Here is a 13,115-nt window from a genome sequence, read left to right on the forward strand (position 1 = left end):
TATATAGTACTAAACACGAATGTGACTAAAAAAGTTGCACCTGCTAACCACCATGCGTACCTCTTGATAAATCACTATTAATAACGGTTTGTCGATATTGAAAGAACGATATCAGACTGGTATGTATTAGGAATTCACACTAAAAAAGTCCCTAGTTCTTTATACCACCATAACAGGCAAGATAAGCGCCTTTTTGATGAATACCCATGAAAAAAAACAATCTTTTTGCGAAAAATGAGAATGTTTTTCCAAAGTGAGGACTACAATAGAAACAAGCCTCTATGAAAGGCACTTGAGAGACTGCCAGATTCATAGAATTCATGCCTGTCATCCTTCGTTCATTGTACCATAACGCCAGGGGAATCAGGTCATCTTTTCTACTCTAGAATAAGGTCAATTCCAAGACTGAAACACGTACTCACCAAAGGAATGTAATTCTTTAAAAATATGAGTTATATAAGGAGGATTTAAACATGGAACGTTATAGCGCAGGAACAGCTATGGATTTCGTACATATTGCAGCAAAATTGGGGGATTTAAAGGACGAGCATTACCGTAACACCCTCGCTTTAAGCACCATCATCGAGCTCTTGATCGATAAAGGGCTGCTAACTCGCGAAGAGATAGCACATAAAGCTGAGGAGCTGGACCAGTTTATGTCTCATCCCTCGTATCCCAGTATATAACCGTACTTAGTCCTTTATTCTATCCCACGGCGTAGAACGGTTGTAGTAGGTGTCACATAATTTAAATTCACTATCCTTAAAGAAGCACCCGTTGTCCTCCATCGTGTCTCGAACAGTCATTTTGGCAAGATCCATCATATTGTGGTCCAGGCTAAGGTGAGCAAGATATGCCCGCTTCGTATCCCCAGTTAATAGCTCACTAAGTGCATCTCCTGCAGATACATTAGATAAGTGACCCATGTCGCCAAGAATACGCCGCTTGGTGTTCCACGGATACCGCCCCATGCGCAGCATCTCAATATCATGGTTAGCCTCAAGAACGAGCACATCCGAGCCCTCAATCGCTTTTTTCACTTTATCACTTACATACCCGAGGTCAGTCGCTACTCCCAGTTTCTCATCTCCATCATAGAAACAGTAACCCACTGGCGCAGCAGCATCATGTGAAATTTCAAATGGCTCCACACGAAGCGTTCCGAAATCTTTCACCTCATGGCTATCCAGTACAATTCGGTTCTCTTCTGCAATCTTGCCAACAGATCGATTGATCGCTTCCCAAGTCTTCTCGTTCGCATAAATCGGAAGATTATATTTACGGGCAATCGCGCCTAGCCCTTTAATATGATCTGAGTGCTCATGTGTAACCAAAATTCCATCAATCTCTTCTCCGGACATGTCGCGTTCCTTCAGAAGCTCATCAATTCGCCGAGCACTCAGCCCGGCATCGATCAAAAGTGTCGTATCCTCATTACGAACAACCGTTGCGTTGCCCGTTGAGCCGCTCGACAGCACGGAAAATGATATCCCCATAAGTCTGTTACTCCTTTACTTTCTCCGTCTTGGGTGTGAACACATCTCCACTAATCCCTTGAACGTAAATCATTTCTCCATTATCCAGCGTAAACCGCCATGCTGGGGCCGCTAGTTCCACATCGGTATTGAACATCTGCCCGTAATAACCGAGCTGTATATCCTTAACTGCCGACTTCGGCGGAATGATGTTCCGCTCGATGATCGTCCCAAGCGCCTTCGATGCCGACAACACCTTCTGTTCCTCCACATCACTGGTTTCCTGAATTTCCAGCACAGGGTTGCGGAAATACTCAATCTTTTGGTTCTCGTAGATTAGCTCTAGCTCGACATTGAATAACGGCCATTCTCCGTCTACCAGAGGCCGAAATATAAAAGCATTTTCTTTATCCGATTGCGGGTCGTGACGATACTGATTCAGGTTAGGTATTTGTCCAGCGAGCTCCTCCATCAGCTTCTTCTGATCCGAGTAGACCAGCTTGGTTTCCACCGTTTCATTCAACTTAACAGGGTTTCCATTCTGCGGAATACTGTACGTATAAGCGATCTTTGGCAGCTGAGGAGTTTCCGAAGGGATAGGACTGAGCACCTGAATCCGATTCTCCTCCATGACCCGCTGGGTATTCTCAGACAAGGAAGTAAAGTCGAGATTGGAGCCGACCTGCTCACGGTAATCCATCCATAGCTGATAGCCCAGCAACAGATTCAGTAGCAGAAACGCGTAGATCAACACATTTTTAGCTCGTCCCCAATCCATTAACTTCCCTCCTCCATCTTCATTTCTGCAATCACTCTAATGCCTTCATGCTTCCATTCTGAAGCTGTACAGCCCATACCGGTTTAAGCCACAATCCCGTTTCTGTTATATATGGCAGGTAAGCCGGTTCCAAATCTACAATTTTCATGGATTTAGATAATATATCAAGCTGCTCTCGCAGTTCATCTCCCACAGGTAGATTCACGATTTTCTTCTTCTGTTCCTCTGTTTCAATATATAACAAAGATCGCTCATAGGAAGTAACCGTCCCATTCTGCAGCTCTAACTTCATAATGCCATAATTGAAGTCGAGTGTATTGAGAATCGGATATCCGCGATGATATTGCTGAAACTCCACCAGTGTCCGATCTTTATTGTCTTTAGATTGGCTCAGTCGATAACCACCGTTCCAACCTCCATGCTGGTTCACAAATTCAATCGCTGACAGCACATCTTTTCCGGGGCTGCTTTCACCCGATGGAGGCGCAGCAGGATCGGTAAAATTCATCCAATTCTGTCCTTCATCCACCTGAAGACTTCGTTTGCTATCTGTATAAATTTCAGAACCATCCCGCTCCCTTATATTCCGGGTAATACTAGGATCAAAGAATAAGCTTCGCTGCATCTGCTCCACGGTATACATACCGATTGGCAGCACCATACTCACCATCCCTACTGGCTCCTCTGGTATATAAAGAGAATTTTCCTCCTGCATTGTATATGGGACCCAATCTTTCCCGAAATCAACCAGCTGATGGATATCCTGTATTGTCAGGTCAACCTGAGCAGCTTCGTAGACGACATCCCCTTCTGTACTGAAAAACAATGCATGTACCTTGGGTTCACCATCTATACTGTACAGCCACATTTTGTGAATGCTTTCTCCATCGAACAGGGAATCCGGCTTAATCTGCATCACTTTCTGAAGCAGCGTCACCGGCATACCGGAACCAAAACTAAGCTCAATTCCTTTGCTGCTAGACCGAAGCTTGGACCAGTCCATATTGTTCACCTTACGGCGCTGGAAGCTGTCAAACTCCCGACCTTTCAGACGATTGTAGACAAGTTCATAAAACATCTGATCCGGATAAAAAACCGTATGTTTGTTATCGCCCAGATGAATCAGTATTTTTTTCGGATAGATCAAATTCTCTGCTTTTTCTTCGGGACCCATCGTTTCCGTCTTGATATATGAGTTCTCAGCACGCACCACTGAATCACTGCCAGGGAGACGATAAATGAGGAAATAACTCTGTACCAGACTGCCAAGCACTAACATGACCAGTGTCGCCGTCTTTAATCGTTCCTTCATGGTGTCTCCCTCCCTTCATCATCCAAAGGCAGGGTAAAAGTTACTTTTGTGCCTTTTTCAAGCTCAGATTGAAGCGATATGGATCCACCATGTACTCTCACAATTTCCCGGGCAATGGAAAGACCAAGTCCAGTTCCCCCCATATTACGAGTCCGGGCTTTATCCACTCTATAAAAACGTTCAAATATTCGGTCCAAATCCTTCTTGGGTATGCCAATACCCGTATCTGCTACAGACAAGGACAGCATACCGTCTTCCGTCACTGCGGCCTCCATTGTAATCGTGCCACCGTCAGGCGTATATTTAAGCGCGTTCGAGATCAAGTTGTCGAGAACCTGATCGATTCCGTCCCGGTCAAGCATCGCAGTCGATACTCCCGGCTTCGCGTCAATAATCGTACGTACATTTTTCTGCTGCATTTGAAAAGAAAATCGATCCCCTACATCCTCTAGCATCTCCACAATATCCACCCGCTGTTTGCGCAGCGCGCCTTCTTTGGAATCAAGCCTAGACAGATGCAGTAAATCAGTGACCAACCGGATCATCCGGCCTGTCTCATTCTGAATAACACCTACAAAGCGCGGACCCAGCTGTTTGTCATCCAGCGCTCCATCCTCCAGCGCTTCGGTGTAACTCTTAATTGTTGTCAGCGGTGTTCTGAGCTCATGCGAGACGTTCGCGACAAACTCACGGCGTGAAGCTTCAAGCTTCTCTTGTTCCGTAACGTCCTGTAAAACGGCTATCGTACCAGTGATTCCAGTATCCCGCCGGTGAATCGGCGTAAATGTTACTCGCATCATAAAAGGCTCGCCGCCTTCATTAGGTTTGATCTCCAGCAGCTTTGAGTCATTACCTCCACGGGCTAAGGATTCGGCTTCCGGACCTTCAAGTCCTAGCAGAGAACCGATTTCACGACCCGCCAGTTCTTCCCCTTCCACACCGAGCATCTCTCCGGCTCGGCGGTTCATAAGAATAACACGTCCAACTTCGTCAGTCGCAATTACGCCATCGCTCATATTCGTGAGGATGGAGGCCAGTTTTTCTTTTTCTTCCTCGTTTTGCGATAAAGCTTCTCGCAGTCTGCTGGTCATGTAATTGAACGCCTGACTGAGCTGGCCGATTTCGTCACTGCCGAATACCGGTGTTTTCTCTGTAAAACGTCCTTCGGCCACCGCCCGCGCATGACGAGTCAATTCCTTAATCGGATGGGTAATCGTATGAGACAGAATGACTCCAAGCACCGCTGTCAGACCAAGGGCCAGCAATATACCGGATATAAATATACTATTAATCCGCTCCATCGTCGCGTACAGTTCACTCATGCTGGCTACGATATAAATCGCGCCTACGATTTTCCCATTATGAATGACAGGCTTGGCAACGACCTTCTTACGGGTGCCATCCTCATCGATAATATACTCTTCATTATCTACAATGCCCTGTAGCGCACGACTAACAACGGTCTGAGTATTCTTTGTGTTTACATAGTCGGCATGCGACAGGAGTGATGTTGTAAGCACCCGGCCCGTCGCATCGAGCACCTGAATTTCCGCGCCGTCCATGTTAAACAAGTTGCTGACCATCACCTGCAGGCTTTCTACCGAATCTTCATCCGACTCGCTGCCCCCAGCTAGCGTCTTAGCCGCAAGTACAGACATAAGCTCTGCCCGCTCTAATAAATCCGTCGTAAAATTGCTCGTTAACGAATTTTTCATCGCACTGACAAAATAAACGCCGATGAGCTGCATCGCGATCAAGATGAGCAACACATATATGATGATGACCTTCGCCTGAATGGTGCGGAAGAAGGACAGCCACTTCATTACAGCCCTCCGTTTTTGGGACTGCGCATCAAATAACCAAGTCCCCGCCGGGTCAAAATGTATTCCGGCTTACTCGGATTCTCCTCAATCTTCTCACGCAGCCGGCGAATCGTCACATCCACTGTGCGTACATCCCCGAAATATTCAAAGCCCCATACCGCCTGCAGCAAATGCTCTCTTGTCATCACTTTGCCGGCGTTTTTAGCCAAATAATAAACTAATTCATATTCTCGGTGCGTCAAATCGAGTGCTTCCCCGTTCTTATACACCATGTACATATCTGTATCCATAAACAACTCGAATAATCGAAGCCCCTGCTTACCTGCATCGGACGATCCGTTGTTATCTGTCTTATTGTCCTCTTTATGCTGCCGCCGCATTTGTGCTTTGACACGTGCTAGCAATTCACGTGTACTAAACGGCTTGGTCACATAATCATCAGCCCCGAGCTCAAGGCCCAATACTTTATCGATTTCTCCGTCCTTTGCGGTCAGCATGATGATGGGAATATGCAAGTTGGCAGCACGCACCTCACGGCACACATCCATTCCATCTTTCCCAGGCAGCATCAAATCGAGCAGCATCAGATCCGGACGCTTCGATAGCGCAAGCTCAACTGCACTGATTCCATCGAATGCGCAAATTACCTCATAGCCCTCTTTTTCTAAATTAAACTTCAATATATCGGCGATGGGCTGTTCATCATCCACCACCAGAATGGTTCCCTGCATATAGCTCTCACCTCATACCTTCACTTGAACGGACTTCGTTCTATTTTAGCATACCTGACGGCCCCATACATCAGCCTACCGTAGCAAAAGCACCTATTCTTAAACCAATAACAATAGCCGCCCCCTTAAAAGGAGCGGCTATTGTATCTAGATTATGATATATGAACCAATAAAGGCTTATGTCATCGTTAGTAGTCCCAGTATAACATAGGATTATAAATATTTCATTGGATTTAATTGTGCTCCATTTTTACGAATTTCAAAATGAAGATGTATCCCTGTCGAGCGACCTGTGCTACCCATAATCCCAAGCTTACTTCCTTGTGATACGGATTGTCCGCTGCTAACGGAAATACTGCTCATATGTCCATACAGCGTCTGGTAACCATCGCCGTGATCTATAATAACGGCGTTACCATAACTGCCTTGTTGTCCAGCGAACACCACTTTACCCGCGGCTGATGCCATGATTGTTCGACCACCGACCATATCGATACCTTCATGAGTACGACCCCAACGCTGTCCGTATGAGCTTGTAATTCGCGCCCCAGTGACAGGCCATGCGAACATGCTGCTTGATTGAGTCGTTACCGTTGAAGAAGTTGTCGTAGTCTGTTTCTTCACTTCGACCTTCGTTCCTTTATAAACGACTTCAGGAATCGCAGGTTCAATCACCTCTTGGCCTGTCCACTGCTTGGAGACAACCTTACCGTTCTCCTTGGTGACCACATAGCTAACCTGCTTCACACCATCTCGTCCTGCACGCACGACTTTCCTTTTGCCCTTCGGCAGTTCATCACTTGTGCGGACGATCGTTTCAGCTTTGCTCGGCACTTTCTCCGTTACAGTTTCGACTGTACGAACCGTTAACGGAGCTACCGGCCGGCTCAGTTCCAGTTCCTGACCGATCTGAAGATATTTCTCCTGAAGACCTGGGTTAAGTGCTACAACTTCAGCAGGCTTCATATCATGCGCCAAGGCGATGGAAGAAATCGTATCTCCCTCTTTCACTTTATAAACAAGAGGTTCTTCTTTCGTGTCTGTCAGCGCTTCAACTGCTTCCTCAACATCCAGCACTTTATTCGGATCTGCCTTGGTAAGAGCAAGCGTAAGCTTCTCCTTCACTTCAACTGACTTTACAGTGTCCTGCTCATTCGAGCTGCTCTTTGCTGTCGAAGCGGAGACCTGCTTCACTTTTGATTGTGTTGTCTTCGTCTTATCCGCCGCAGGAGTGTACTTGGCTTTCGCTGCTTCGATCGCAGCCTTGGCAGTCTCTTGATCCTTAACGATTGCTACAGTTTCTCCGTCAACTTTCAGTTCTACACCACGGGCATACGCTTTGAGCATGCCATCCAGTTTCGCGAGTGTTTCTTCACTCTTTACTTCTGGTTTAAACTCTCGGTCCGCTTTCGTTGTAATACCGTCGGTGTGCAGAACCATCGTCGCATCAGGATACTTCTCCTGATAGTATTTCTGTTTCTGTTCAAACAGCTCGTCCAGCTGTTCATCATTCTGAATTGCACCTATATTTTCTCCGTTCACATATACGTGATAGAACGGCACTGTATTAGCATTCACATATTCACGTCCGGCGAAAAAAACCGACCCTGCAATGAGCAGTGTGCCTGCCGGGATCAAGATCCACTTGCGAGACATCCATCCTTTTTGTTTCGTATCAGTCTGAACAACGGATTCATGTATGGAGTTTTCGTTTTCTTTGGAGGAACGCTCAGCTCTTAGACTGCGTTTCATGCTGTCGTACCACCTCGTATTTTTAAAACCTTTCATGCTCTTCTCCTTTTTCAGCCCTATATCCCTATGTACGAATGAAGTAATGATGCGGGTCCTCGTCGAGCGAAATAAGTTTCTATGAATTAAATATCATGATTCGTCAAAAGGTTTCAAAATCTTAACCTTTTCAACACTAATTAACTTTAACATAGCTTTTACAGTCTGAGCAAGTTTACAGACAACTGAAAAAACCCACGCGGGACGTGGGTTTGACTCAATTTCCTACATTTGTAATTTTCGTGAGGTAACAAAATAATTACAACCCTAAGCTAACAAGTGACTCAGGCTTATTGCTGAAGCATTGTCATTAAGTTCTCAAATTCCTCTTTGCTTAAATATTTTGAAATGCCATTCTGAATTTCATCCAGCTCAGCAACGGTTAATCCATCCTCCATGGCTTCAGATATTTTTTGCATTTCCTCCTGAGGCAATTTGTTCATGAGCAGTGTAAAAATATCTTCCTTCTGTTGTGTGGTAAGACTGCTTTTCTTATCTACCATTTCATCAGGCGTCATTACGATCTGCTCATCTGTTATTTCTCCCATCACCGGCAAAGAATTGTCAGGTGGAATATCGTCCTCTGCCGTCGGGTTCCCATCTTCCTTCTCTGTTACAGGATCCGTAGCACCATTGTTTCCTTCTGAATTCGCATCCTTCGAACTGTTATCCATTCCCTCTTTCGATGGAGAATCATTACTTATTACGCCAGATGAATCCGGTGTTATACTGTCCTGACTAGAACCGTTCATTCCGAAGAAATTTTTCATGACGCCCCCTACCCCCATGGCCTGTGTATCCAGCTGTATATTAAAGCTGGCCAGCACCGATTGGAGATAGGCGCTCACTACGAGTCCTGTTGTTAATATCGTTAGTGTGCTTACAAGCACTGCCGTAAGACTGATTTTAAGCAGCCATTTCATCAGCTTCATGTGCTCTGCCTCCTTCTTATGCATGGTCCGAAATGACATGGTCATTATTACCTTCTTTATCCAGTATGGACGACACGCCGGAGGTTCAACCTCTTAAATTGCCCTTTCTATAACATTTTTATAACATTCCCCTTGAGAACCTTATGCTTTATATTATTTTGGGCAAAACTAGGCTCGTGCTATGATGACTATATTCCTTACTTCCAATTACCATCCTAGGGGGTTTACCAGTTATGGTTCATATCTTGATTGCAGATGACGATTCTCATATCCGGGAATTGTTAAGATACCACCTTCAGCTTGAAGGTTATGTTGTGTTTGAGGCATCCGATGGAGAGGAAGCTTCGACTTGTCTAGCAAAAGAGCAAATTCATCTGGCCATCGTTGACGTGATGATGCCGAATAAGGATGGATATCAGCTAACAGAGGAAATCAGGAACGACTATGACTTCCCGGTTATTTTACTTACAGCCAAAGACCAGCTCCTTGATAAAGAAAGAGGCTTTGCCGTTGGAACGGATGACTATGTAACGAAACCCTTTGAACCCAAGGAACTGATATTCCGAATCAAGGCCCTTCTTCGCCGCTATCAGATGGTGAGCGCTGATAAAATCCATCTGAACCAGACAACAATCGATCGAAAAAGTTATGAGGTTCATGGACACGATAAAGTGTTGATGCTACCCATGAAGGAATTCGAGCTGCTCTCGCAGCTAGCAAGCTATCCAGACCGGACGTTTACACGTGATGAACTGATCCAGCTCATTTGGGGTTCAGATTTTGACGGTGACGATCGTACTGTAGATGTGCATATTAAACGACTTAGGGAACGTTTTGCTGACCGAAGCGAGGATTTCACCATCAGGACAGTCCGAGGAGTCGGGTATAAGCTGGAGGTTGGAACCACGTGAAAACACTCTATTCCCGAATCGTGGTCACAACGGTTGTGATCATGATGGTAAGCAGTGTCATCGCATTTGTTTTGTCTAATATTTATTACCAGTACAATTTAAAGCCTTTTAACGACCAGAAACTCACAGCAATGGCCTACGATATCGAAGACTTTTATAACAAGAATCCAAATGTGGATGTAGAAGATTATATGATTCACATGGGGAAATTGGGGTATCAGCTATATCTCGTGAATGCTGATGGGGAAGGCAAATTCTATGGCGGAGAATTCAGGAATACGTCCCTCGATCCTGAGATCATTCAACAAGTCATCGGCGGAACAACCTATCATGGTATTTTAAACTTCCCTTCCAGTCTGTTTATTACTGGATTTTTTAATAACGACCTCACGAACTCGATTGGGGTACCTATTAACATTAACGGAATGAACCACGCTCTCTTTCTTAGACCAGACGTGATTGTTCAATTCGGTGAAATGCGTATCTTCTTCTCTATAATTATGATCATTTCGTTCTTGCTAAGCATCCTTCTGGTCGGTATTACTACACGTTACATCGTAAAACCGATCATAAATCTGACAGATGCAACCAAGCGAATCTCACAAGGAAAATATAATCTGAAGCTGAATGTTAAACGGCGGGATGAAATCGGGAAGTTGGCTGATCACTTCGCTCATATGGCAAAGGGATTGGAACAGCTAGAGCAGATGCGGCAGGAATTTGTCTCCAATGTATCGCATGAAATCCAATCGCCACTCGCCTCCATACAAGGTTTTTCCCAGACACTCCAGTCTTCCAACGGCTTGTCTGAAGAACAGCGTCAGCACTATTTATCCATTATTGAGGACGAAAGTCGGAGGATGTCCCAGTTAAGTAAACAGCTGCTCATGCTGGCCTCGCTTGATAAGGAAGAACAAATTTTAGAGAAGAAGACCTTTGATATATCCGCTCAGATTAAGCAGGTATTATCCATTACAGAATGGAGCTGGCGCAGTAAAGATCTGGCGATCGATATGGAGCTTCCCTCTCTGTTTATACATGGAGACCAGCAATTACTGCATCAGGTGTGGACGAATCTGATCACGAACAGCGTGAAATTCACCGATCCAGGAGGCACGATTTCTTTACGTGTCTTCCGCCTAGACAATAGATGCTGTGTAGAGATTTCAGATACGGGTATCGGGATATCAGAATCCGATCTGCCCCATGTATTTACCCGATTTTATAAAGTAGATACGGCCCGAGACCGGAAAGAAACGAGCACCGGGCTTGGCCTGTCCATTGCTAAAAAAATTATCGACCTGCATCACGGCACCATTGAAGTAGAAAGTGAGCTTGGCAAAGGAACGAAGTTCCGCGTTATTCTTCCTACGGTTTAGGTTGAACACGTACTCAGACCCTGTTCATGCTCCGTTCATATTACATTTCTATACTGTAGTCACAGCCGATACTACTTGGCAGAATCTACAGAAATGGAGATGAAATAATATGTTTCTTGCCTTGCGTGAGCTTAAACATTCAAAGCTGCGTTATTTATTAATCGGATTCATTATGGTCCTGATCGCTTGGCTCGTACTGTTTGTAACGGGACTAGCTCAAGGACTGGCGTCAGATAATGCATCCTCCATCCAAAATATGAAATCTGACTATCTTGTTATACAAAAGGAGGCTGACAATCGGCTGAATCGCTCTGTACTACTGGAGAAAGACGTTGATAATGTACAGAAGTATGCCGGCGAGCAGGCTGCCACTCCTTTGGGTGTGCAGATGACTACCGTAACCCGTAATAACTCCACCGCGAAAGTGGACGTCGCTTTTTTTGCGATTGATACGAAGCAGATGCTTGCTCCTAAAGTCGTGGAGGGCTCGATGATTAACGAAGCGAATGGTGATGAAATTTTAGCCGACAAGTCGCTAAAAGAAGAAGACTTCAAACTGGGTGACCAAGTCGTAGATCAAGCTTCCGGCAAAACCTTCACCATCGTCGGTTTCACAGAAGGTCAATCCTTTAGCCATGCCCCAGTTCTTCATATGAACTTCAAAGGTTGGGAATCCCTTCATGGAGCAAACTCGGACCGCGGACTATACTTCAACGCAATTGCACTTAACGCGGACGCGGATCAAGCTGATCAACTAGCGCAGCAAGTTCCTGACATGGCTGTCATTAATAAAAGTGATGCCCTGCAAGGCATACCAGGGTTTAAAGAAGAGCAAGGCTCGCTCACGATGATGATTGCATTTCTATATATCATTGCCGCTTTTGTTCTAGCCGTATTCTTCTATGTTATTACCATTCAAAAAATAAACCAATTCGGTGTCCTTAAAGCTATCGGTGCACAATCCGCATACTTAGCCAAGAACCTTATCATGCAGGTCTTGTTTCTATCGGTTGTCAGTCTTGTCATCAGTATTGCTCTTACCTATGGTGTAGCAGCTTTGATCGGTAACGGGCTTCCATTTGTTCTAACACCATCTATGGTGCTGCTCACATCTGGATTGTTCCTGTTCGTTTCTCTGATTGGATCGCTAATATCGCTCTATCGGGTCATCAAAATTGATGCTATCGAAGCTATCGGGAGGGCTGCTTAATGAGTAATAAACTAGTACTCGACCATGTAACCAAGGAATTTGGAGACGGAGATACTTCTGTAAAAGTTCTTGATAATGTGTCCCTAGAGGTAAAAGCAGGCGAGTTTGTAGCCGTTGTCGGACCTTCAGGTTCAGGTAAGAGCACATTCTTATCCATTGCAGGAGCGCTACTGTCACCAACGAAAGGCCGAATTATTATCGGAGATAAAGAAGTCGGCAAACAGTCATCCAAGCAGATGAACAAGATCCGGCTTGATCATATCGGATTTATTTTTCAATCATCCAATTTGATTCCTTATCTGACCGTTCGAGATCAGCTGTTGCTCATTTCGAAGCTGGCCGGACAACCTAAGCGTAAGAGTGAGGAACGCGCAGACGAGCTATTAAAAAGACTAGGGTTATCTCACCGGATGGATTCATACCCGGAAAGCTTGTCTGGCGGAGAGCGACAACGTGTAGCTATAGCACGGGCATGGATGAACGATCCTGAGCTTATTCTGGCGGACGAACCTACAGCTAGCCTGGACTCGGAACGTGGACGAACTGTAGTACAAATGCTGGCTGATGAAGTAAAGCTGCGTCAGAAGGCTGCTGTCATGGTCACTCATGATAAGCGCATGCTCGATTTATGTGACCGTGTTGTATACATCGAGGACGGTAAACTTTCCGAACAACCTATTAAACAATAAGCATAACAAAGAGGGCGGACTTCCTATCATCATGAAGTCCGCCCTCTTTATGGTTACACGCTATAAAGTCTTCTACAAATAGCGGCA

The 13,115-nt window shown here is 45.3% G+C and carries 12 protein-coding genes; 5 read left to right on the plus strand and 7 right to left on the minus strand.

Features of this window, described 5'->3' with window-relative positions:
- The first annotated feature begins 473 nt into the window (after positions 1-473).
- Positions 474-686 (plus strand): hypothetical protein, encoded by a 213-nt coding sequence (locus tag ACFQV5_RS08375; RefSeq protein ID WP_379245555.1) that lies wholly within the window; start codon positions 474-476, stop codon positions 684-686.
- A gap of 6 nt (positions 687-692) precedes the next feature.
- Here the strand turns inward: ACFQV5_RS08375 and ACFQV5_RS08380 are convergent, their stop codons facing one another.
- The 7 genes from ACFQV5_RS08380 to ACFQV5_RS08410 all read right to left on the minus strand — a co-directional run bounded on the left by ACFQV5_RS08380 (position 693) and on the right by ACFQV5_RS08410 (position 8,839).
- On the minus strand, positions 693-1,496 hold the full coding sequence (locus tag ACFQV5_RS08380) for an MBL fold metallo-hydrolase (protein ID WP_379245557.1): 804 nt from the start codon (positions 1,494-1,496) through the stop codon (positions 693-695).
- 7 nt (positions 1,497-1,503) lie between these two features.
- Positions 1,504-2,253: a two-component system regulatory protein YycI gene (yycI, locus tag ACFQV5_RS08385; RefSeq protein ID WP_379245559.1), complete on the minus strand. Its 750-nt coding sequence runs from the start codon at positions 2,251-2,253 to the stop codon at positions 1,504-1,506.
- A 31-nt stretch (positions 2,254-2,284) separates the two neighbouring features.
- A complete protein-coding gene (locus ACFQV5_RS08390; protein ID WP_379245561.1) occupies positions 2,285-3,565 on the minus strand; it encodes a YycH family regulatory protein in 1,281 nt (426 codons plus the stop codon).
- The gene (walK, locus tag ACFQV5_RS08395; RefSeq protein WP_379245563.1) at positions 3,562-5,388 is read right to left on the minus strand and encodes a cell wall metabolism sensor histidine kinase WalK; all 1,827 of its coding nucleotides are present in this window, start codon (positions 5,386-5,388) and stop codon (positions 3,562-3,564) included. The genes ACFQV5_RS08390 and walK overlap by 4 nt, the downstream gene beginning before the upstream one ends.
- Complete coding sequence (gene yycF, locus ACFQV5_RS08400; protein ID WP_379245565.1) at positions 5,388-6,119, minus strand: response regulator YycF; 732 nt, start codon at positions 6,117-6,119, stop codon at positions 5,388-5,390. Before yycF ends, walK begins: the two co-directional genes overlap by 1 nt.
- A 213-nt stretch (positions 6,120-6,332) precedes the next feature.
- The gene (locus tag ACFQV5_RS08405) at positions 6,333-7,907 is read right to left on the minus strand and encodes a peptidoglycan DD-metalloendopeptidase family protein (protein ID WP_483874793.1); all 1,575 of its coding nucleotides are present in this window, start codon (positions 7,905-7,907) and stop codon (positions 6,333-6,335) included.
- Between the two features lie 290 nt (positions 7,908-8,197).
- Entirely contained in the window at positions 8,198-8,839 is a 642-nt protein-coding gene (locus ACFQV5_RS08410; protein ID WP_379245569.1) for a hypothetical protein, read from the minus strand.
- Positions 8,840-9,072: 233 nt separating this feature from the next.
- Between ACFQV5_RS08410 and ACFQV5_RS08415 the strand changes: the two genes are divergently transcribed.
- From ACFQV5_RS08415 to ACFQV5_RS08430, 4 genes are all read left to right on the plus strand, one after another.
- Positions 9,073-9,750: a response regulator transcription factor gene (locus ACFQV5_RS08415; RefSeq protein WP_379245571.1), complete on the plus strand. Its 678-nt coding sequence runs from the start codon at positions 9,073-9,075 to the stop codon at positions 9,748-9,750.
- A complete protein-coding gene (locus ACFQV5_RS08420) occupies positions 9,747-11,129 on the plus strand; it encodes a HAMP domain-containing sensor histidine kinase (RefSeq protein ID WP_379245573.1) in 1,383 nt (460 codons plus the stop codon). Before ACFQV5_RS08415 ends, ACFQV5_RS08420 begins: the two co-directional genes overlap by 4 nt.
- A gap of 109 nt (positions 11,130-11,238) precedes the next feature.
- On the plus strand, positions 11,239-12,339 hold the full coding sequence (locus ACFQV5_RS08425; protein ID WP_379245575.1) for an ABC transporter permease: 1,101 nt from the start codon (positions 11,239-11,241) through the stop codon (positions 12,337-12,339).
- The gene (locus ACFQV5_RS08430; RefSeq protein WP_379245577.1) at positions 12,339-13,028 is read left to right on the plus strand and encodes an ABC transporter ATP-binding protein; all 690 of its coding nucleotides are present in this window, start codon (positions 12,339-12,341) and stop codon (positions 13,026-13,028) included. The genes ACFQV5_RS08425 and ACFQV5_RS08430 overlap by 1 nt, the downstream gene beginning before the upstream one ends.
- Positions 13,029-13,115 lie beyond the last annotated feature (87 nt).

The organism is Paenibacillus sp. GCM10028914, from assembly GCF_042666275.1.
Lineage (GTDB): Bacteria > Bacillota > Bacilli > Paenibacillales > Paenibacillaceae > Paenibacillus_AQ.